The following is a 20,434-nucleotide window of genomic DNA, read 5'->3' on the forward strand; positions in this document are numbered from 1 at the left end:
AGAGAGAAGACGGACAAACCCCGTTTTACGGGGCATGCACATGCGGCATTTCGATTCACTCAAAACTTTCCCCGGACAGCCCTGCTCCTTGCGGGGGAGATGGCCGGCAGGCCAGAGGGGGGTGCTGGCCCGCCAACATTTGACAGACCTCTTCGCAGCAGCGACGGTCAACAGCAAACCGCGCTTCGAGCATCGTTCGCCAATTGCCGTTGACCCCGACCCGCATCTGCCCGAAGTGTAGCGCCCCATGGCCACGCACGCTCCACCCAAACCGACCGAAATACCCCTCACCTTCGCCGTGCTGGTCTTCCCCGGCTTTCCGATGATGGCGTTCAGCTCGGTCATCGAGCCGCTGCGCGCCGCCAATGTCCTGGCGAAGCGGCAGTGCTATCGCTGGATCATCGTCGGAGCCACCCAAGGCTCGGTCGAGGCTTCGAATGGCGTCGTCATCCAGCCGGGCTTTTACGCCGAGGACGCGCCGAAGGTTGACCGCATCGTCGTCTGCTCGGGCGGCGATGCCGATCACCTCGTCGCCGAGGACGCGGCAAGCTGGATCCGCAAGAGCCTGCGCGGCGGCGCCCACATCGGCGCGGTGGCGGATGCGGCGTTCTTCCTCGCCCGCGCGGGTCTGCTCGACAGCCACGCCTGTACCTTGCACTGGACCAGCCAGGCCGCCTTCACCGAGGCATTTCCCAACATCGAGCTCAGGCGCCACCTTTACGTCATCGACCGCAAGCGGTTCACCTCGGCCGGCGGCGTCGGCAGCCTCGACATGATGCTGGAGATCATCACCCGCGACTACGGCGCCGAGCTTGCCGCCGGCGTCGCCGAATGGTTCGTGCACAGCCAGCTGCGCTCCAGCATCGACCGCAAGATGATGCCGTTGCGGCTGCGCACCGGCGTCCGCAACGAGTTGGTGCTGTCGGCAATCGCCATCATGGAGGACGCGGTCGAAGAGCGGCTCGGCATGGCCGAGCTGACCGCGAAGCTCGGCGTGTCGTCCGACAAGCTCGAACGCTCCTTTCGCTCCGAACTCGCCATCTCGCCCAATGGCTACTACCGGCGCCTGCGGCTGAAGCGCGCCGCCGACCTCCTGGCGCATTCGACGCTCGCCGTACGCGACGTGGCGCTCGCCTGCGGCTTCGCCTCGATGTCGAGCTTTGCCCGGGCTTTTCGCGAGGAGCATGGCCATCCGCCGAAACTGGCGAGACGGCATTAGGGTGCGCTCGCTGACGCGATGAGATGTTAGCGGGACAGCACCCCCCTCTGTCCTACCGGACATCTCCCCCGCAAGGGGGGAGATCGGATGTCACCTCGACTTTCGCCAATCTCTAACGTGGCAAGACGAGCGGCGACATTGAAACTGCCATCTCCCTCCTTGCGGGGGAGATGGCCGGCAGGCCAGAGGGGGGTGCTGGCCCTCCAGCGTTCCGCATTAGGTACCCAGCGGCATCCCGCACAACAAACGCGGTTTTCCGCACAATCCATCCACCCCTCTTGCGCCATGCTCATCCCTCGCAACCCAGCCAAGGCCGTACCCATGAGCATCGTCGTATTCGATCCCGACAGCACCGAGGACGTGGACTTCAAGGACCGCATGCGCCACCCGGCGGCGGCCGATCCGGCGGGCGGCATGTGGCTGTCGGACACCGAGCCGTCCTTCATCGACGCCGACGCTTTGCGAAAAGGCCGGCTGGAAAAACTGCGCGGCTGGATGCGCGAGGCCGGCTATGGCGGCGTGGTGCTGTTCGATCCGTACAACCAGCGCTACGCCACCGGCTCGCGCAATATGTTCGGCTATTTCCTGCGCAACTCGACCCGCTACTTCTTCATCCCCACCGACGGGCCGATCGTGCTGTTCGAATACCCGCAGAGCTACCATGTCTCGATGGTGCTCGACACGATCGACGAGGCGCGTCCTTCCAAGCTGGTCTGGTCGTCGGTCTCCGGCCGCGACGACCAGACCGCCGGCCCCTTCGCCGACGAGATTGCCGAGCTCCTGAAGCAGCATGGCGGCGGCTCGATGAAGCTCGGGCTAGACCGCTGCAGCCATCTGCAGGCGCTCGCCCTGGAAAAGCGCGGCTGCGAGGTCCGCGATTGCCAGGGCGAAATCCTGGCGGTGCGCGCCGTCAAGACGCCTGAGGAAGTCAAATGCCTGCAGGTGTCGATGGCCGGCGCCGAGGCTGCCGTCTATGCGGTGCGCGAGGCGATCAAGCCCGGCGTTTCCGAAAACGACCTGTTCGCCATCATGTATGGCGAGGTCATCCGCCAGGGCGGCGAGTTCATCGAGACGCGGCTGCTCACCTCCGGCCAGCGCACCAATCCGTGGTTCAACGAGGCCAGCGGCCGCAAGATCCGCCCCGGCGAATTGCTGGCGCTCGATACCGACACGATCGGCTGCTACGGCTACTATTCCGATTTCTCCCGCACCTTCCGCTGCGGGCCGGGCAAGCCGACTCCCTACCAGAAGTCGCTCTACCGCATGGCGCACGACCAGGTTCAGCACAACATTTCGATCGTCAAACCCGGCATGGCCTTTCGCGAGATCGCCGAAAAGGCCTGGAAAATCCCGGACCGTTTCGTCGACCAGCGCTACACCTCGGTCATGCATGGCGTCGGCATGCATGGCGAAACACCGTTCATCGCGCATGCCATGGACTACGAGACCTATGGCCGCGACGGCCATATCGTGCCAGGCATGGTGGTGAGCGTGGAAAGCTATATCGGCGAAAAGGGCGGCCGCGAGGGCGTCAAGCTGGAGGACGAGATCCTGATCACCGACACCGGTACTGAACTTCTGTCGCGCTTCCCGTATGAGGACGAGTTTCTGGAGAAGCAGGTTTGATATCCGCAGCCAACGCTCATAACGGGCGCCTCATTCCTTCCCACCCCCCTCTGTCCTGCCGGACATCTCCCCCGCAAGGGGGGAGATTTGCAGCGTCGCCTACGGCGCTTTTTCCTGCAGCTCTGGTGATTGGCGAAGGCATTCGCGACGGCCGATCTCCGACCTTGAGGGGGAGATGCCCGGCAGGGCAGAGGGGGGCGCTGTCCCGCCGGCATACGAAAGGGTCTTTGACTGCCTCGCCCATGCATCAGGCAGGCGCGGCATGAAAACCCCCATCTCCATCAAGCGCGGCACCGTAGCCGCGATCTTCATCGACCTGCAAGAAGAGCATCGGCAGGACAAGCGCTACCTCGTCGAGGGCTACGCAACGATCCTCGCCAACGTCCAGCGCCTGCAGGCGGCGGCGCGGCAAAACAACGTGCCGCTCTACCACTGGGCCTACATCGTCGATCTCGACAAGCAGGATCGGCCGTTTCATCCGGTCGGCGACGACGGCAAGTCGGCCTTTTCCGACAAGAGCGATCCGCTGACCGAGATCTGCCATGAGGTGGCGCCGGCCAATGGCGAAGCGCTGCTGATCAAGGCCGAGGCCAGCGCTTTTCGCACCGGGCCGGCGGCCCGCGACATCAAGTCCGCCGGCATCGAATGGCTGGTCGTATCAGGCGTCTGGACCGAGGCCTGCATCGACGCGTCGGTGAAGGATGCGGTGGCGAAAGGTTTTCGCGTGCTCTTGGTCAAGGATGCCTGCGGCAGCGGCAGTGCGGCCATGCACCAGACCGGCATAATCAACCTCGCCAACCGGCTGTATGGCGGCGCCGTCACCGATACCGAAGGCGCCTGCCGGCTGCTGGCCGGCGAAACCGTCACCGCATGGCAGGTCGAAGGCTCGGTGCCGCTGCGCTTCAGTTTTGAGAATGCGGCCGCGCTCTACGCCGAGCTATGACTGTCGAAAGCATGACTCGGGGCTCCTACGAAACCCGGCTCGACCCAGAGCTCTGGGTCTATATCGATGCGGTCAACGCCTGGTATCCGCCCGAAATCCTCGGCCTGCCGATCGACAAGCAGCGCGCCGTCTACGACAGGATGAGCCGCGCCTTCCACCAGGGCCGCCCGCCCGGGGTCAAGGCCCGCGACGGCCTGATCGCCGCGGCCGGCCGCGACATTCCGGTCCGTCGCTACCAGTCTGCCGGCACGGCCGCGAAGGCGATGGTCGTCTATTACCATGGCGGCGGCTTCATCCTCGGCGGGCTCGAAAGCCATGACGACATCTGCGCAGAACTCTGCGCCGGCACCGGTTTCGACGTGCTGTCGGTCGACTACCGGCTGGCACCGGAGCATGTCCACCCCGCCGCCTTCGACGATGCCGTCAGCGCCTTCGAATGGGCGGCAACGACATCAGGCCTGCCGCTGGTGCTATGCGGCGAAAGTGCGGGCGGCAACCTCGCCGCGGCGGTGGCGCAGGCGACGCGCCGGCACGCCAGTGCGGCCATCGGCCAGGTGCTGATCTATCCCGGCCTCGGCGGCGACGAGAGCGCCGGCTCCTACATCGAGCACGCCGAGGCACCGCTGCTGTCCGTGGGCGACATTGCCTTCTACCGCGACGTTCGCTCGGCTAAGCGGCAATCACCCGACGATCCGACCTTCTCGCCTTTGCGCGACACTGATTTCTCCGGCTTGCCGCCGACGGTGATCGTCACCGCCGAATGCGACCCGCTGTCGTCGGATGGCGAGGCCTACCGCGACCGGATTTTGGCTAGCGGCGGGAGAGCATGGTGGCACGAGGAGCCGAAGCTGGTGCACAGCTTCCTGCGCGCCCGCACGACTGTACCGGCAGCGACGGAGGCGTTTGCGCGGATCGTGGCGGCGGTTGGAGCGCTGGGCCGGGGTGCGTGGCCGTATTGAGGCGCTGAGGAAGGAAGGCGCCAGCGGTGAGGCGCCGATCTCCCCCCTTGAGGGGGAGATGGCCGGCAGGCCAGAGGGGGGCGCTGTCCCGCCGACTTCTCAGTCAAGTCGACGGTGCTCTCGAACGGATATTGAATAATCAGGACACCGAAGGTTGCGCTCTATGGCGCCCCCCTCTGCCCTGCCGGGCATCTCCCCCTCAAGGGGGGAGATTGGCTGTCCTCCCCCTGCGGAGCACCGCACAATCACTGCGGAAAACCGAACACTCCCGTGCGTCACCCCGCTCTATCATTCCCTCAGGCAAAAGGCGTCCCGGCGATCGCATCCTTCCCCGCGTCTGTCGATCGGTCGGGGCGCCCAACAACAGGGGAACGACGATGAAATTCATGCTGACCGACCGCAAATTGCACCCGCGGGCAAAACCCGTCGCCGACGATTTCAGGACCGGCGGCATCAACCGTCGCGAATATCTGGCCTTGATGGCCGGTCTCGGCGTCAGCGCCGCCGGCGCGCTGGCGCTGGGCGGGCTGGCCCCCACCCCTGCCCGCGCGGCGGAACCCAAGAAAGGCGGCGTCTTGCGCGTCGCCATGAACGTCAAGGGTTTTAAGGATCCGCGCACCTTCGATGGCGTCGAGATGTCCAACGTCGCCCGCCATTGCAACGAATATCTGGTGCGCTGGAACACCGACTTCTCCTTCGAGCCCTGGCTGCTCGAAAGCTGGGAGGCGAGCGACGACGCCAGGACGCTCACGCTGCATGTCCGCAAGGGCATTTCCTGGTCGAACGGCGATGCCTTCAACGCCGACGATGTCATCCACAACCTCACCCGCTGGTGCGATGCCTCGGTGGCAGGCAATTCGGTCGCCGCGCGTATGGGCGCGCTGGTCAATGCCGACACCAAGAAGGTTGTCGACGGCGGCATCGCCAAGGTCGACGACTTCACCATAAAACTCAATCTGCCAAAACCCGACATTTCGCTGATTGCCGGCATGGCCGATTATCCCGCGCTGATCATGCACCGCTCCTATGAGGGCGACGCCGATCCCAAGAAGGCGCTGGCCATTACCACCGGCCCCTGCGAGCTGGTCAGCTGGGATGCCGAGACGGGCGCCGAGGTGAAACGCAGGGATAAGCCGTGGTGGAAGGGCGAGTTCCACCTCGACGGCATCAAATGGGTCGATTACGGCTCCGATCCCAACGCCATGCTGTCGGCCTTCGAATCCGGCGAGATCGACACCGACCACGAAACCGCCTCCGATGCCGTCTCGCAGACCGAGCAGATGGGGCTGATGAATTCCGAGATCGCCACCGGCTCCACCATCGTAGCCCGCTTCAATGTCGGCAACGCGCCCTATGACGACATTAAGGTGCGCCGCGCCGCCCAGCTCGCCGTCGACAATTCCGCCGTGCTGGCGCTCGGCCTCGGCGGCCGCGGCAAGCCCGCCGACAACCACCATGTCGGCCCCATGCACCCCGAATATGCCGATATCGGCCCGGCCAGGCGCGACATGGATCAGTCGAAGAAGCTGCTCGCCGAGGCCGGCAAGGCCGACCACGAATTCGAACTCATCTCCGTCGATGTCGAATGGCAAAAGAGCACCGGCGACGCCATCGGCGCGCAGATGCGCGAGGCCGGCCTCAAGATCAAGCGCACCGTGCTGCCGGCCGCCACCTTCTGGAACGACTGGAGCAAATACCCCTTCTCCTGCACCGAATGGCTCGGCCGCCCGCTCGGCGTCCAGGTGCTGGCGCTGGCGTATAAATCCGGCGCCGCCTGGAACGAAAGCGCCTACGCCAACAAGGAGTTCGACGAGCTGCTCGACAAGGCGCTGGCGACCCCGGACGCCAAGGCGCGCAAGGAGATCATGGCCAAGATCGAGCAGAATCTGCGCGACTCAGGCATCATCATCCAACCCTACTGGCGCTCGGTCTACCGGACGTATCGCAAAGGCATCGAAGGCTGCGAACAGCACCAGGCGCTTGAGCAGCACTTTGAGAAGGTGTGGTTGGAGAGTTGAGCCTTCGCTCTTCCTGGGTTCCTCTCCCTCCGGAGGGGGGAGAGGTGGCGCTGCGAAGCAGCGACGGAGTGGGGGACGCCATTCGCAAAGTCAAAACCGGGTCAGGATCGAGGATAGAGGCCCCGGCTAGCGTGCGCATATCGCGGGTCAGCACCGCCCCTCATTGCCCTGCCGGGCGTTCGTCGTTCGAAAAGCCAAGCAATTGGCTTTTCGTCCGCTGCGCGGATCACTTCTCACCTCCCCGTATAGTGACGGGGAGAATGTAGCCGGCCGCATCGCCGGCGCTTTCCTTGCAACGCTGGAGATTGGCGAAAGCGGCGACGACATCGTCCCTCGCCCCGTCTCTATAGGGAGAGGATGCCGGCAGGCAGGTGAGGGGCAGCGCCAGCGTTGGCCTTCCCTTCCCCCTGCGGAAGAAGGCCAGCAGCGTCAGCGCCCCGTTCACATGCGACGAAAGCAGACACAGGCGCGCGCCCGTTCACCTCTCGGTCTTCACCAAAGTCCAGATCCAGCCGGCAAAAGTCAGCACCAGGAACGGATAGCCGGCGGCGGGCAGCGGCGCCGAGGTGGGCAGCAAGGGCGTGCCCCGGAGGATCATGCCTGCCGAGACGACAAACAGCCCGGCGGCCACTAGCGCGGTGAGCCGCATCCACACGGCGAAAGTCTTCGGCGCGCTGACCATGACAAGCGCGGCCGCCCACAGCGAGATGCCGCCGACATAGGTGGGCACGCTGGCCTCCAGCCCCGCCGCATTGCCGGCGAGCAGCAGGCTTTCGCCGGCAAGGAAGGTCAGGAATCCCGCCGCAACACAGTCATTGCCCAGCCGCTGGTATTTCATCGTCAGCAGCGCGGTCGCCACCACCAGCGCCACGCCGTCGATCGTCCACAGCGCTTCGCGCAGTTCGGCGCTGGCGACGAAGGTGCCGGCAAGCCCGAATGCGCCGCCGATGGCGAGGCCGATCGCGGCGACGACATCCAGAGGATTGGAACGCATGTGAAATCTCCCCCAAGCCGCGCGGAGGATACTCCTGGGCGGGACGTTCTCAAAGCCCGGAGGGAAGCGCAAAGCGGAAAACGGCGGAGGTGTCGGGAAGCCCTCGGGCGATCCGGCCTTGTCGCGCCCTCGCCAGCGGTCGGAGAGTGGCCGACGCGAATGCCGGTGAGGCAGTTGCCTGAGCCCGCGTCGGCCACTGGCGAACCGAGGTCCGCCGCCCGATTTTTCTAGCGCCCCATCGCGGCACGATCAACCAGGCCGAACGCTTGGTACGGAAGCGGACAAAGGCTCACCGGCCGGGCCTCAGCAAGGTCCAGATCCAGCCGACGAAGGTCAGCACCAGGAACGGATAGCCGGCGGCGGGCAGTGGCGCCGAGGTCGGCAGCAAGGGCGCGCCCCAGAGGATCATGCCCGCCGATGCGACAAACAGCACGGCGGCAACAAGCGCGGTGAGCCGCATCCACAGAGCGAAGGTTTTCGGTGCGCTGACCATGACAAGCGCTGCCGCCCATAGCGAGATGCCGCCGACATAGGAGGGCACGCTGGCCTCAAGCCCCGCCGCATTGCCGGCCAGCAGCAGGCTTTCGCCGGCAAGGAAGGTCAGGAACCCGGCTGCCACGCAGTCATTGCCGAGGCGCTGGTACTTCATCGTCAGCAGCGCGGCCGCCACCACCAGGGCCACGCCGTCGATCGCCCACAGCGTTTCGCGCAGTGGAGCGCTGGCGACGAAGGTGCCGGCGAGGCCGAAAGCGCCGCCGATGGCGAGGCCGATCGCGGCGATGGTGTCCAGCGGGTTGCTGCGCATACGATGTTCCTCAAGCCGGGTAGAGGATACGCCAAGATGGATAGCGAAGTTACTTCCAACGAAAGCGTTCTGCTAATCCTATAGCCCTAGCGTATCCGGCATGATAGTACGCGAGTAGGTCGAGGGGAGTGCTTCAGATGCCAATTGTGTTTGCGCCTTTAAAGATTTTGGATGAAGTTGCCGGCGACCTGTACTCATCAGCAAAGACAGTGGCAAGCCTTACGAAGGATGCTTTCTACCGAAATCTCCAGCTTGGGTTTTCCAAGTATATTGAAGGGAAGTACGATCGATATTCAAAGGTTCATACTCTGCTATCTCCGCATAAACCGATAGGTGTTGAAGATATATATGTACACCCCAGATTAGACAGTAGTTCAAAAACTGTTTTAGGGGAAAATTCCATCGATTTCGTTTTTGATAAAAAAGTAGTGGTCGTCCAAGCCATAGCAGGCCACGGCAAATCCATGTTCCTTAGGGACATATTTTGCCGTCTTTGTAGAATTAACTTTAACGTTATTCCGATATTTATAGAACTAAGAGATGTCGATTTCGACAAAACCAACATAATTGATGTAGCATTCGACGAAGTCTCTCCTCAGTCCTCGTTGTTTTCAAAAACAACTTTCGAAAAATTAGTTAGATCGGGGAAGGTATTGTTTCTGCTCGATGGTTTCGACGAAATCAAAACGTCTCAGCGCACCTCCGCACTTCGTAAAATCGATCAACTGACTCGGGATTTTTCTGCTGCAAAAGTCGTCGTTACCAGCCGACCAACCGATATCTTCAATGGATGGGGGCCAGCAACGATAGTAAAGATTCGAGACTATGATCTTCCGCAGATTCTGGATCTTGTCGACCGATCGCCGATCGAAGGTGAGGTGAAAGATGCGTTTCGAGGCAAGGTTGAAAATAGTTATATCAAAACCCACAAGAAGTTTCTCTCAAACCCTCTGCTTTGCAACATGATGATTTTGACGTTCATGAGGGGTGGCGATATACCGAAGCAAAAACATATATTTTATAAGAAGGCTTTTGAAACTCTCTATCGCCATCATGATGATATGAAGTTCTTATATAAGCGAGACTATCACTCCGATTTGCCGGAAGATGTTTTTACCAGGCTCTGGCGTACATTTTGCTACTTTTCTTATTCGGAGCGGAAGTTTGGCTTCGACGCCGACCAAATGAAATATTTCATCGTTAGGTCAGCGAATTATCTCTCGATTGAGGTAGATGCTAAGGCGGTCGCTAGTGATTTTGTTGAATCTCTCTGTATTATAGTAAAAGACGGAGAGCAATACTCGTTCCTGCACCGATCATTTCAGGAGTATGGAGCGGCATTGTTCATATGCTCTGAGCGAGGAGTTAACGTCTTCGCTTCGCTCGATAGATTTAATGAAAATGGAAATGACGATGTGCTTGAGTTGTCTCTAATGACCAACAGAGAGCTTGTAGAGCAAGATTATATTTTGCCGAAGCTGGAATTCGTTATCAAACAAGTAAAGCGGCTGCGGTCAGTTCGAAAGAAGATGAAACTATTTTATTCGGCGCTGTCACTAGAAAAGATCGAAGCCGATGGTGAATTTGAGCTATATTTTACGATGCCCTCCCGCGGTAGTCAGTCAATTTCACATTTCGCTATATTTCTTCGTAGGAATTATAGACCTATGTTCGACCATGGCCCTTATCAAAAGCTCCGTAGCTGGCTTCGACGGCTCAGCAGGGAGGAAAACGCGAACCGAAAAGATATTAGCTTCCGCATCGATCTAGACGAAATAGACGAAGCTTCTGCCGCAGAAACCCCCATCGTAGACCTCGTGAAGAGTTATCTAGATGCCTTCGCGTCTATTCGGGGCGAGATTCTGGAGCGAAAAAAGCATCAGGACCAGATGCTAAAAGTTTGAGAGAAGTTCGCCCTCAATCGCCCATCTTAAGCGCCTGGATAAACGCCTCCTGCGGGATATCCACCTTGCCGAACTGCCGCATCCGCTTTTTGCCTTCTTTCTGCTTGTCCAGCAGCTTGCGTTTGCGCGAGACGTCGCCGCCGTAGCACTTGGCGGTCACGTCCTTGCGCAGCGCCGAGATGGTTTCGCGGGCGATGACCTTGCCGCCGATCGCGGCCTGGATCGGGATCTTGAACAGATGGTTCGGGATCAGCTCCTTCAGCTTCTCGCACATCTGCCGGCCGCGCTTTTCCGCCGCGGTGCGGTGCACCAGCATGGACAGCGCGTCGACCGGCTCCTCATTGACCAGGATCGACATCTTGACGAGGTCGCCCTCCTTGTAGTCGGTCAGCTGGTAGTCGAAGGAGGCGTAGCCCTTGGAGATCGACTTCAGCCGGTCGTAGAAATCGAACACGACTTCGTTGAGCGGCAGATCGTAGATCAGCATGGCGCGCTTGCCGACATAGGAGAGGTCGGCCTGGATGCCGCGCCGGTCCTGGCAGAGTTTCAATATGCCGCCGAGATAGTCGTCGGGCGTCAAGATGGTGGCGCGAATCCACGGCTCCTCGATGGCGGAGATTTTCACCACGTCGGGCATGTCGGCCGGGTTGTGCAATTCCTTCATCGAGCCGTCGTTGAGCAGCAGCCGATAGACGACGCTGGGTGCCGTGGCGATCAGATCGAGGTTGAACTCGCGTTCCAGCCGCTCCTGGATGATTTCGAGATGTAAGAGGCCAAGGAAGCCGCAGCGATAGCCGAAGCCGAGCGCGGCGCTGGTTTCCATTTCAAAAGAGAAGCTGGCGTCGTTGAGGCGCAACTTGCCGACCGCGGCGCGCAGATCCTCGAAATCGGCGGCGTCGACCGGGAACAGGCCGCAGAACACCACCGGTTGCGCCGGCTTGAAGCCGGGCAGTGCCTTGGCGGTGGCGCGCTTGTCCTCGGTGATGGTGTCGCCGACGCGGGTGTCGGCCACTTCCTTGATCGAGCCGGTGAAGAAGCCGAACTCGCCGGGGCCGAGCTCGTCGACATTGATGCGGGCCGGCGTGAACACGCCGGTGCGCTCGACCAGGTATTTGGCACCGGTGCCCATCATGCGGATGGTCTGGCCCTTCTTCAACACGCCGTCGATGATGCGCACCAGAACGATGACGCCGAGATAAGCGTCGTACCAGCTATCGACCAGCATCGCCTTCAGCGGCGCCGAAGCGTCGCCCTCGCGCGGCGGCGGCAATTGGTGGACGATGGCCTCCAGCACATCGGGAATGCCAAGCCCGGTCTTGGCCGAGATCAGCACGGCGTTGGAAGCGTCGATGCCGATCACCTCCTCGACCTGCTCGCGGATGCGCTCGGGCTCGGCCGCCGGCAGGTCGACCTTGTTCAGCACCACGACGATCTCGTGGTTGTTGTCGATGGCCTGGTAGACATTGGCCAGCGTCTGCGCCTCGACGCCCTGCGAGGCATCGACGACCAGCAACGAGCCCTCGCAGGCGGCGAGCGAGCGCGACACTTCATAGGCGAAGTCGACATGTCCGGGCGTGTCGATCAAATTGAGGATATAGTCCTCGCCATTGTTGGCGCGGTACTTCAGCCGCACCGTCTGCGCCTTGATGGTGATGCCGCGCTCGCGCTCGATGTCCATCGAGTCCAGCACCTGCTCCTTCATGTCGCGCAGCTCCAGTCCGCCGGTCAGCTGGATCAGCCGGTCGGCAAGCGTGGATTTGCCATGGTCGATATGGGCGACGATGGAGAAATTCCGGATGTGGTCGAGGGGTGTGCTCATGTCGCGCGCTTTAGCAGGGGCGGCTTGCCCGAGCAAGCCGAGCGGCCCGCTGCCGGGGCAGGCGCGGGCGTTTGTCGGCTTTATCAGGTGATTTCTCGAAAAATCGATAAATTTTAACCAAGCGCGTTAGAGCATAATTCGTGATCGCCATGTTAGCAGGGGAAAATATTGTTATAAGGATCAAGGCATGCGGGGGCTGGCAGGCAGGTTTATCGGGTCGAGGAGCGGTGCATTCACGCCGATCCTCGTCGTCATCATGATTCCGCTGATCACCGCGGTCGGCTTTTCGGTCGACTACACCTCCGCGGTCCAGACCAGGTCGGCCGAGCAGGCGGCGCTCGATGCCGCGCTCCTGTCGATCACCACGATGGATACGGCCTCGACGAAGCCGCAGCGCCAGGTGGTGCTACAGGATACCTACATAGAAAACGGTGGTCAGGGCACCGCCACGCTGAACAGCTTCGACGTCAGCGCCAACGGCACCGCCACCGCGCAGGCCACGGCCAGTTTCGCCATGCCGACCGTGTTCATGCAGATCGCCAGGATCTCGACGGTGGCGGTCGGTGTCTCGTCGGCGGTGAGCAAGACGCCGGCTTTGGTGGAGGCTACATTCAACGTCGATCACGTTTCAGGCTACTGGAACAAGACCATGACCTTGTACGGCCTTCCCTTCGGTTGGACCCCCACGACCACAGCGACGGCCATGATGAAGGCCGACTATAAATACAAGGCGTACAATTATTCCTATACGAGCGGGGGTAAGACCTATACCGCTGCCGAGCCGAAAGGTTACGGGACGACAACTATTTCCACGGGACCAACCAATACGCTGGTTCAGACCCAAGTGTGCACGACAGTAGGATCAAAAACCGATTTCACTCCCACCGCGGGAGTTTACAGAAGCACCGCGGTAGCAAAAAGCGGAAAGATGAACGGCTCCACGGTCTATTTCAAGACGACGTGCGCGACCACGAATTCCGCCGGAAACAGCAGTGGCGCAACAATCAACGTGAACACGATGGACAAGCTCTATCTGCAGATGGATGTGCCGTCCGGACCGGTCGACCCGCTCAGGTCGAACAATACAGACACGTCGAACCGGCTCTACCTCGGCGCCGGGTACAGCACCGCGGCACAAAAGGCCCTGGACCCTTCCAAATACCTCCCCGTCGAGGTTGCCAGCAACACGGACGTCGACATCTTCAAAGTGGTGCCTTGCAGCCAGACCAGCGACCAGGCATGGGAAGACGGCGGCAACAATCCTCCACTGCCAGACGTTACGAACGCCGACTTCTTCTACAGCGTGATGGGCAAGTGCGACTTCAACAAGCGGCCGTCCGACACGCTGCTGACGCAGTAGAAATTGCCGATCTCCCCCACGAGTGGGGAGATTGGCAGCTTCGTTGGCCGCGCTCCTCTCGCGAAGTTTGGTGATTGGCGAAAGCCGTGATGAGGGTCGATCTCCCTCCTTGCGGGGGAGATGGCCGGCAGGCCAGAGGGGGGTGCTGTCCCGCCTGCCTCACATGGGAATCTCTCTGACGATCACAAACCGGTGAGCGCTGTAACGAAGCGGCAGACGGGGGCGAAGTGGGGACATGAGCGGCGCATCCAGGCGCCGCCGCCCATGGAGCAAGCCGATGTCAGGGTCCAGCAAATTCGTCACAGTGGCCAGCCTCTGCGCGCTTGCGCTGGCAGTGTCGCTCGGTGCGGCCGCTGCCCGGCCGCTCACCGTGGTCGAGCTGTTCACCAGCCAGGGCTGTTCGTCCTGCCCGCCGGCCAACGCCAATCTGATCAAGGTCAAGGACCAGCCGGGCGTGCTGGCGCTGTCCTTCAACGTCACCTATTGGGACTATCTCGGCTGGAAGGACACGTTCGGCCGCCAGGAATTCACCCAGCGCCAGGTCAGCTACGAGCCGGCGCTCGGCCATGACGGTCAGTTCACGCCGCAGGTGGTGGTGAACGGCCATGCCGATGTCGTCGGCGCGGCACCCGGCGAGATCGAAAAGCTGATCTCGGTGAGCGGCCAAACGAGCGGCCCGTCGCTGTCGCTCGACGGCGGCAAGATCAGCATCGGCGCCGGCTCGGCGCCTGGCGGCAGGGCCGATATCTGGCTGGTGCGCTATCTCAGGGGAGTCGTCCAGGTGCCGGTGGCGCGCGGCGAAAACACCGGCCGCACTTTGCCACATGCCAATGTCGTGCATTCGCTCAAGAAAATCGGCAGCTGGACTGGCGTCGCCGCGGCGCTCGATCTGCCGCCGGCTTCGGACGGCCTGAGCACCGCCGTGCTCGTCCAGTCGCCAGGCGGCGGGCCGATCCTGGCCGCCGCTACCAACTAGATCACGCTTCAAAAGAGATTGCGCAAACGCCGCACGCGCGGCGCCGCATAGAACGGCCGCCAAGAGGCCCGACGACCAACCCCAAGGAGACATCACCATGACCCATCTGTCCCGCCGCCTGACGCTGCCGGCGCTCGCTCTCGCCCTGTGCTCGACGGCGCTGTTTGCCGGCGGCATCGCCCGTGCCGACGACGCGATCAATGCAATGAAGCCGGCCGCGAATGCCATGAAACCCGCCGCTGATGCCATGAAGCCGGCCGCGGACGCCATGCAGCCTGCAACCGATGCGATGAAGCCCGCCGACCCGATGGCCACCAATTCGATGAAGCCGGCCGCCGATGCCATGAAGCCGGCGGCTGACGCGATGAAACCGGCAACCGATGCCATGAAGCCGGCCACCTAGGCCGATTGCCGGCGGCGCACGCGAATGTGAGCCCCCGCCGCAACTCGTGCGTCGCGCCGCCGTCCCTGATCCAATAGACTGATCCCAATGGAAGCCGTGAGGAGTGCAACCATGACCGACATCAAGATTTCAAACCGTTCGTTCGGCTTTGTCAAAGGCGCGCTCGCCGCACTTGCGCTGGCCGCCGCGGGCGCCGCTTTCTGGCTGACGCCGGCGGTTTCGGCCGAGGACGCGGTGAAGATCCCGCCGCCGGCCCTGGACGAGAAGGCGGCCGCCGGCAGCGAAAAGGCAATCTTCGCCGGCGGCTGCTTCTGGGGCGTGCAGGGCGTCTTCCAGCACGTCAAGGGCGTGACCAAAGCCGTCTCCGGCTACACCGGCGGCGACAGGGACACCGCCGTCTACGAGACGGTCGGCTCAGGCCGCACCGGGCACGCCGAATCCGTCGAGATCACCTACGATCCGTCCGAGGTGACCTATGGCCAGCTGCTGCAGGTCTATTTCTCGGTCGCTCACAACCCGACCCAGCTGAACTTCCAGGGACCGGACTCCGGCACGCAGTACCGCTCGACGATCTTTGCCGAAAACGAAGCGCAAAAGAAGATTGCCGAGAGCTACATCGCCCAGCTCGACCAGGCCAAGGTGTTTGCAAAGCCGATCGTCACCACGCTGGAAACCGGCAAGACCTTCTATCCGGCCGAGAACTATCATCAGGATTTCCTGACGCTGAATCCGACCTATCCCTACATCGTCTACAACGACCTGCCCAAGGTGGCGAACCTGAAGGCGCTGTTCCCGGCGCTGTACAGCGAAAAGCCGGTGCTGGTGCTGTCGGCGAGCAATTGAGGCGCATGATCTCCCCCCTCGAGGGGGAGATGGCCGCGAAGCGGCCAGAGGGGGTCGGTCCGACCGGGCTCGACCCCTTGCGGCAGAAGAAGGTTAGCGCTTCACGCGCAGCGACCCCCTCTGTCGCCTGCGGCGACATCTCCCCCTCGAGGGGGGAGATTATGCCTCCTCAGTCATACGTCAGATCCGTCGCCTTCCCCCCAAACACCCGGTAGGCATAGAACGAATAGAAGATGATGACCGGCAGCACGACCACGGTGCCGGCCAGGATGATGGCCAGGCTTTCCGGCGCCGAGGCCGCCTGCCAGATGGTGAGTTTGTCCGGCACCACGAACGGGTAGAACGACCAGGCGAGCCCGGCAAAGCCGAGCGCGAAGATGGCGGCCAGCGTCAGGAACGGCGTGAGCGCATGGCGGTCGCCGGGCTTCGGCAGATGGAAGGTCTGCCGCCACAGCCACAGGAACAGCAGCGCCGACAGGATCGGCAGCGGCGACAGATAGAGCATCGACGGCCAGACGAACCATTTGTCGAAGATGCGCGGGCTGGCGAAGGGCGTCGCCAGCGAGATGGCAGCCATGCCGAGCGCCGCCAGCACTAGCGTCGTGCGTAGCCAGCGCACGGCCTTCTTCTGCAGCTCGCCCTCGGTCTTGTAGATCACCCAGGCCGCGCCCATCGCCGCGTAAGCCGCGGCCAGGCAGAACGCCACCAGCACGCCGAACGCCACGCCGCCCGGACCGACATCGAGGCCGAGCACATAGACGCCCAGCATATAGCCCTGCGCCAGCGAGGCGATGAGCGAGCCGAGGAAGAAAATACGGTTCCAGCGGTGCTTGCGCTCGGTCGGCACCTTGGCGCGGAAATCGAACGCGACGCCGCGCAGGATCAGCCCGACCAAAAGCACGAAGACCGGAATGTAGAGCGCGGTCAGGATGACGCCATGCGCCAGCGGGAAGGCGACCAGCAGCAGGCCGACGGCCAGCACCAGCCAGGTCTCGTTGGCGTCCCAGAACGGGCCGATCGCGGCGATCATCGTATCCTGTTCGGCATCTTCGGCGGCGGCGAACAGGATGCCGATGCCGAGATCGAAACCGTCGAGAATGACGTAGATCAGGATGGCGAGGCCCATCAGGCCGGCGAAGATGAGGGGAAGCGCGGTTGGCCAGTCGAAGGTCATCTTCTCACTCCCCCGCAGCCGGCTGCGACATCGGCGCGTTGAGCACGCCCGGCAGCGGCGAGTTATCGCCGTCCTTCGCCGCCTTCAGCGCCAGGTGCACCAGCACGCCGAGATAGGCGATCAGCAGAAGCACGTAGAGAACGAGATAAATGGCGAGCGTCAGCGCGACATGGCTGCCGGCCACCGGGCCGACCGCGTCGGCGGTTTTCAGCACACCGGTCACCAGCCAGGGCTGGCGGCCGATCTCGGTGGTGTACCAGCCGGCCAGCGTCGCCAGCCAGCCCGACAGCGCCATCGGTACCATCAGCAAAACGAGCGGCTTCGGCAGGCTGTGGCGGCGCTTGAGGAAAAAGGCCGCCGACCACGACACAAGCAGCATCAGGATGCCGGTGCCGACCATGATGCGAAAGCCCCAGAACACCGGGAAGACCGGCGGATGGTTGCCGGGATAATCGTTCAGCCCCGGGACGACGCCGCTGGTCGAGTGCCGCAGCACCAGGCTGGCGCCATCGGGGATGGCGATCTCGAACCTGTTTTCCTTGGCCGCCTCGTCGGGCAGCGCGAAGAGCACCAGCGGCACGTTGGGGCCGGTGTTCCAGTTGGCCTCCATGGCGGCGATTTTCTGCGACTGGTGCTCCAGCGTGTTCAGCCCATGCTGGTCGCCGGCGAAGATCTGGATCGGGATCAGGATCGCCGCGGTGAAGACGCCGGTGCGCAGCGCTTTCCACATCGATTCCGAGCGGTCGCCGGTGAGGTAGCGCAGCGCCGACAGGCCAGCAATCAGGAACGACACCGTCAGGCCGGAAGCCAAGAGCATGTGGGTGAGCCGGTAGGGCATCGACGGGTTGAAGACAATAGCCCACCAGTCGACGGCATGCGCCACGCCGTCGCGGATCTCGAAGCCGGCCGGCGTCTGCATCCAGGAATTGAGCGCGATGATCCAGAAGGCCGAGACTGTGGTGCCGCCGGCCACCAGCACCGTCGCCAGCGTGTGGATGCGGTTGGAGACGCGGCGGAAGCCGAACAGCATGATGCCGAGGAAGGCCGCTTCGAGGAAGAAGGCGGTGAGGATCTCGTAGGCCAGCAGCGGCCCGGCGATATTGCCGACCTTTTCCATATAGCCGGGCCAATTGGTGCCGAACTGGAAGCTCATGGTGACACCGGTAACCACGCCCATGGCGAAAGACAGCGCGAACACCTTCACCCAGGTGAAATACGCACGTATCCAGGCGGAATCGCCTGTCGCGTTGTAGCGCAGCTTGAAGAACAGCAGCACCCAGCCAAGCGCAATGGTGATCGTCGGAAACAATATATGGAACGAAATATTCGCGCCGAACTGCATGCGCGACAGGATGAGCGGGTCCATGGTGGGCTCCGGCTGCTTCTAATGATTGAAGAATAGGGCGCGAGCCGGACTTGGTCAAAGCGGCGTCCCGCCGCGAGGCGGAACGCCGCAGCGCCCCGCCAATATGACGCATGCATGCTATTCCCGGCCTATGGGCCCATGGCCTGAAATCCCCGTGGCCTGCAATCGGCATGGCCTGCAATCCCCATGGCCTGCAATCATTGTCGAGAACTGTCAGCAGCGGCCTTGACTTCCAGTTGCACGGAACGACATTCGGCCTATATCAGGGGACCTCTTTCAAGCAGCCGTTTTCAGCCATGCCTTCCATCCTGTCCATTTCCGGGGTCTCCAAGACCTACGCCACTGGTTTCACCGCGCTCAAGGAGGTCAATCTCGACATCCAACGCGGCGAGATCTTTGCGCTGCTTGGTCCGAACGGCGCCGGCAAGACGACGCTGATCTCGATCGTCTGCGGCATCGTCAACCGCTCCTCGGGCACCGTCACCGTCGACGGTCACGACATTAACAGGGACTACCGCGCGGCGCGCAGCCTGATCGGCCTGGTGCCGCAGGAACTGACCATCGACGCTTTCGAAAGCGTCTGGGCGACGGTCAACTACAGCCGCGGCCTATTCGGCAAGCCGGCCAGCCCGGCCTTCGTCGAGAAGGTGCTGCGCGACCTGTCGCTGTGGGACAAGAAGGACGCCAAGGCGATCACCCTGTCGGGCGGCATGAAGCGCCGGCTAATGATCGCCAAGGCGCTGTCGCACGAGCCGCGCATCCTGTTCCTCGACGAGCCGACCGCCGGCGTCGATGTCGAGCTGCGCCAGGACATGTGGGCGATGGTGCGCCGGCTGCGCGAGGACGGCGTCACCATCATCCTCACCACCCATTACATCGAGGAAGCCGAGGCGATGGCCGACCGCGTCGGCGTCATCAATCGCGGCGAGATCATCCTGGTCGAGAACAAGGCCGAACTGATGCGCAAGCTCGGCCGCAAGCGGCTGGTGCTGGAACTGCGCAATCCGCTGACGGCCATTCCGGAGGCGTTCTCAAGCTATGCGCTGGAGCTGTCGCCCGATGGCGGGCAGCTGACCTACACCTATGACAACCAGGCCGAGCGGCCGGGCGTCGCCTCGCTCATCCGCGACCTCGAGGCCGGTGGCGTCCAGTTCCGCGATATCGACACGCAAAACAGCTCGCTCGAGGAGATCTTCGTCAATCTGGTGAGGAGAGAGCCATGAACCTGCGCGCGGCCATGAATTTTCGTGCGGTATGGGCGATCTACCGGATGGAAATGGCGCGTGCCTTTCGCACCGTGCTGCAGAGCATCGTCTCGCCGGTCATCTCGACATCGCTGTATTTCGTCGTCTTCGGCTCGGCCATCGGCTCACGTATCACCGAGATCGACGGCATCAGCTACGGCGCCTTCATCGTGCCGGGCCTGATCATGCTGTCGCTGTTGACGCAGTCGATCTCCAACGCCTCCTTTGCCATCTATTTCCCGAAATTCGTCGGCTCGATCTACGAGCTTCTGTCGGCGCCGGTCTCCTATCTGGAGATCGTCATCGCCTATGTCGGCGGCGCGGCGACCAAGTCGATCATCCTCGGCCTGATCATCCTGGCGACAGCATCGCTGTTCGTGCCGCTCACCATCCTGCATCCGTTCTGGATGGTCGCCTTCCTGGTGCTGACGGCGGTGACCTTCAGCCTGTTCGGCTTCATCATCGGCATCTGGGCGAAGAGTTTCGAGCAGCTGCAACTGGTGCCGCTCTTGATCATCACGCCGCTGACCTTCCTCGGCGGCAGCTTCTATTCGATCAACATGCTGCCCGGCATCTGGCGCACGGTGACGCTGTTCAACCCGGTCGTCTATTTGATCAGCGGCTTCCGCTGGAGCTTTTACGGCAAGTCCGACGTCTCGGTGGGCATCAGCCTCGGCATGACCGTCGTTTTCCTGCTGGCGTGCATAACGATCGTCGCCTGGATCTTCAGGACCGGTTATCGGCTCAGGAACTGAGCGACGAAAATACCCTGAGCCACGGC

17 protein-coding genes are annotated in these 20,434 nt (G+C 62.3%); 12 read left to right on the plus strand and 5 right to left on the minus strand.

All coding sequences use genetic code 11. The features are described 5' to 3' along the window. The first annotated feature begins 247 nt into the window (after nucleotides 1-247). The 5 genes from NKI73_RS29415 to NKI73_RS29435 all read left to right on the plus strand — a co-directional run bounded on the left by NKI73_RS29415 (nucleotide 248) and on the right by NKI73_RS29435 (nucleotide 6,765). Complete coding sequence (locus tag NKI73_RS29415; RefSeq protein ID WP_352635003.1) at nucleotides 248-1,219, plus strand: GlxA family transcriptional regulator; 972 nt, start codon at nucleotides 248-250, stop codon at nucleotides 1,217-1,219. A gap of 321 nt (nucleotides 1,220-1,540) precedes the next feature. Next, the gene (locus NKI73_RS29420) at nucleotides 1,541-2,845 is read left to right on the plus strand and encodes a M24 family metallopeptidase (protein ID WP_352635005.1); all 1,305 of its coding nucleotides are present in this window, start codon (nucleotides 1,541-1,543) and stop codon (nucleotides 2,843-2,845) included. A gap of 262 nt (nucleotides 2,846-3,107) precedes the next feature. Beyond that, nucleotides 3,108-3,788 carry an isochorismatase family protein gene (locus NKI73_RS29425; RefSeq protein WP_352635007.1) on the plus strand — a complete coding sequence of 227 codons (681 nt, stop codon included), beginning with the start codon at nucleotides 3,108-3,110 and terminating at the stop codon, nucleotides 3,786-3,788. Nucleotides 3,789-3,799: 11 nt separating this feature from the next. Then, the gene (locus NKI73_RS29430; RefSeq protein ID WP_352635009.1) at nucleotides 3,800-4,747 is read left to right on the plus strand and encodes an alpha/beta hydrolase; all 948 of its coding nucleotides are present in this window, start codon (nucleotides 3,800-3,802) and stop codon (nucleotides 4,745-4,747) included. Between the two features lie 377 nt (nucleotides 4,748-5,124). After that, nucleotides 5,125-6,765: an ABC transporter substrate-binding protein gene (locus NKI73_RS29435; RefSeq protein ID WP_352635011.1), complete on the plus strand. Its 1,641-nt coding sequence runs from the start codon at nucleotides 5,125-5,127 to the stop codon at nucleotides 6,763-6,765. 478 nt (nucleotides 6,766-7,243) lie between these two features. Here NKI73_RS29435 and NKI73_RS29440 read toward each other — a convergent pair whose 3' ends face one another. Next, nucleotides 7,244-7,759, minus strand: coding sequence for a hypothetical protein (locus tag NKI73_RS29440; protein WP_352635013.1), 516 nt, complete (start codon nucleotides 7,757-7,759; stop codon nucleotides 7,244-7,246). Between the two features lie 289 nt (nucleotides 7,760-8,048). Continuing rightward, nucleotides 8,049-8,564: a hypothetical protein gene (locus tag NKI73_RS29445; RefSeq protein ID WP_352635015.1), complete on the minus strand. Its 516-nt coding sequence runs from the start codon at nucleotides 8,562-8,564 to the stop codon at nucleotides 8,049-8,051. 137 nt (nucleotides 8,565-8,701) lie between these two features. Here NKI73_RS29445 and NKI73_RS29450 point away from each other — a divergent pair, with 137 nt between their 5' ends. Next, the gene (locus NKI73_RS29450; RefSeq protein WP_352635018.1) at nucleotides 8,702-10,468 is read left to right on the plus strand and encodes an NACHT domain-containing protein; all 1,767 of its coding nucleotides are present in this window, start codon (nucleotides 8,702-8,704) and stop codon (nucleotides 10,466-10,468) included. Between the two features lie 13 nt (nucleotides 10,469-10,481). Here the strand turns inward: NKI73_RS29450 and lepA are convergent, their stop codons facing one another. Further along, nucleotides 10,482-12,287, minus strand: coding sequence for a translation elongation factor 4 (lepA, locus tag NKI73_RS29455; protein ID WP_352635020.1), 1,806 nt, complete (start codon nucleotides 12,285-12,287; stop codon nucleotides 10,482-10,484). Between the two features lie 187 nt (nucleotides 12,288-12,474). Here lepA and NKI73_RS29460 point away from each other — a divergent pair, with 187 nt between their 5' ends. The 4 genes from NKI73_RS29460 to msrA all read left to right on the plus strand — a co-directional run bounded on the left by NKI73_RS29460 (nucleotide 12,475) and on the right by msrA (nucleotide 15,869). Beyond that, on the plus strand, nucleotides 12,475-13,647 hold the full coding sequence (locus NKI73_RS29460) for a TadE/TadG family type IV pilus assembly protein (RefSeq protein ID WP_352635022.1): 1,173 nt from the start codon (nucleotides 12,475-12,477) through the stop codon (nucleotides 13,645-13,647). A 277-nt stretch (nucleotides 13,648-13,924) separates the two neighbouring features. Continuing rightward, nucleotides 13,925-14,623, plus strand: a complete 699-nt coding sequence (locus NKI73_RS29465; RefSeq protein WP_352635023.1) for a DUF1223 domain-containing protein — start codon at nucleotides 13,925-13,927, stop codon at nucleotides 14,621-14,623. A gap of 97 nt (nucleotides 14,624-14,720) precedes the next feature. Next, a complete protein-coding gene (locus NKI73_RS29470; protein WP_352635025.1) occupies nucleotides 14,721-15,026 on the plus strand; it encodes a hypothetical protein in 306 nt (101 codons plus the stop codon). A gap of 111 nt (nucleotides 15,027-15,137) precedes the next feature. Next, entirely contained in the window at nucleotides 15,138-15,869 is a 732-nt protein-coding gene (msrA, locus tag NKI73_RS29475; protein ID WP_352635027.1) for a peptide-methionine (S)-S-oxide reductase MsrA, read from the plus strand. Nucleotides 15,870-16,038: 169 nt separating this feature from the next. On the opposite strand, the gene NKI73_RS29480 is transcribed toward msrA, so the two are convergent. After that, complete coding sequence (locus NKI73_RS29480) at nucleotides 16,039-17,043, minus strand: cytochrome d ubiquinol oxidase subunit II (protein ID WP_352635029.1); 1,005 nt, start codon at nucleotides 17,041-17,043, stop codon at nucleotides 16,039-16,041. Nucleotides 17,044-17,047: 4 nt separating this feature from the next. Beyond that, nucleotides 17,048-18,409 carry a cytochrome ubiquinol oxidase subunit I gene (locus tag NKI73_RS29485; RefSeq protein WP_352635031.1) on the minus strand — a complete coding sequence of 454 codons (1,362 nt, stop codon included), beginning with the start codon at nucleotides 18,407-18,409 and terminating at the stop codon, nucleotides 17,048-17,050. A gap of 296 nt (nucleotides 18,410-18,705) precedes the next feature. On the opposite strand from NKI73_RS29485, the gene NKI73_RS29490 reads away from it, so the two are divergent. Continuing rightward, nucleotides 18,706-19,632, plus strand: coding sequence for an ABC transporter ATP-binding protein (locus tag NKI73_RS29490; RefSeq protein ID WP_352635033.1), 927 nt, complete (start codon nucleotides 18,706-18,708; stop codon nucleotides 19,630-19,632). Between the two features lie 14 nt (nucleotides 19,633-19,646). After that, on the plus strand, nucleotides 19,647-20,408 hold the full coding sequence (locus tag NKI73_RS29495; protein WP_352635079.1) for an ABC transporter permease: 762 nt from the start codon (nucleotides 19,647-19,649) through the stop codon (nucleotides 20,406-20,408). Nucleotides 20,409-20,434 lie beyond the last annotated feature (26 nt).

The sequence above is a fragment of the Mesorhizobium sp. M0496 genome (assembly GCF_040321205.1).
In the GTDB taxonomy this organism is placed as follows: Bacteria; Pseudomonadota; Alphaproteobacteria; order Rhizobiales; family Rhizobiaceae; genus Mesorhizobium.

What these genes read in the sequence shown, in the direction of transcription:
- NKI73_RS29480 (WP_352635029.1), bottom strand. Translation starts at nt 17,043, where the DNA reads ATGACCTTCGACTGGCCAACCGCGCTTCCCCTCATCTTCGCCGGCCTG.
- NKI73_RS29425 (WP_352635007.1), top strand. Translation starts at nt 3,108, where the DNA reads ATGAAAACCCCCATCTCCATCAAGCGCGGCACCGTAGCCGCGATCTTC.
- lepA (WP_352635020.1), bottom strand. Translation starts at nt 12,287, where the DNA reads ATGAGCACACCCCTCGACCACATCCGGAATTTCTCCATCGTCGCCCAT.
- NKI73_RS29450 (WP_352635018.1), top strand. Translation starts at nt 8,702, where the DNA reads ATGCCAATTGTGTTTGCGCCTTTAAAGATTTTGGATGAAGTTGCCGGC.
- NKI73_RS29495 (WP_352635079.1), top strand. Translation starts at nt 19,647, where the DNA reads ATGAATTTTCGTGCGGTATGGGCGATCTACCGGATGGAAATGGCGCGT.
- msrA (WP_352635027.1), top strand. Translation starts at nt 15,138, where the DNA reads ATGACCGACATCAAGATTTCAAACCGTTCGTTCGGCTTTGTCAAAGGC.
- NKI73_RS29430 (WP_352635009.1), top strand. Translation starts at nt 3,800, where the DNA reads ATGACTCGGGGCTCCTACGAAACCCGGCTCGACCCAGAGCTCTGGGTC.
- NKI73_RS29460 (WP_352635022.1), top strand. Translation starts at nt 12,475, where the DNA reads ATGCGGGGGCTGGCAGGCAGGTTTATCGGGTCGAGGAGCGGTGCATTC.
- NKI73_RS29470 (WP_352635025.1), top strand. Translation starts at nt 14,721, where the DNA reads ATGACCCATCTGTCCCGCCGCCTGACGCTGCCGGCGCTCGCTCTCGCC.
- NKI73_RS29445 (WP_352635015.1), bottom strand. Translation starts at nt 8,564, where the DNA reads ATGCGCAGCAACCCGCTGGACACCATCGCCGCGATCGGCCTCGCCATC.
- NKI73_RS29435 (WP_352635011.1), top strand. Translation starts at nt 5,125, where the DNA reads ATGAAATTCATGCTGACCGACCGCAAATTGCACCCGCGGGCAAAACCC.
- NKI73_RS29415 (WP_352635003.1), top strand. Translation starts at nt 248, where the DNA reads ATGGCCACGCACGCTCCACCCAAACCGACCGAAATACCCCTCACCTTC.
- NKI73_RS29490 (WP_352635033.1), top strand. Translation starts at nt 18,706, where the DNA reads ATGCCTTCCATCCTGTCCATTTCCGGGGTCTCCAAGACCTACGCCACT.
- NKI73_RS29420 (WP_352635005.1), top strand. Translation starts at nt 1,541, where the DNA reads ATGAGCATCGTCGTATTCGATCCCGACAGCACCGAGGACGTGGACTTC.
- NKI73_RS29465 (WP_352635023.1), top strand. Translation starts at nt 13,925, where the DNA reads ATGTCAGGGTCCAGCAAATTCGTCACAGTGGCCAGCCTCTGCGCGCTT.
- NKI73_RS29440 (WP_352635013.1), bottom strand. Translation starts at nt 7,759, where the DNA reads ATGCGTTCCAATCCTCTGGATGTCGTCGCCGCGATCGGCCTCGCCATC.
- NKI73_RS29485 (WP_352635031.1), bottom strand. Translation starts at nt 18,409, where the DNA reads ATGGACCCGCTCATCCTGTCGCGCATGCAGTTCGGCGCGAATATTTCG.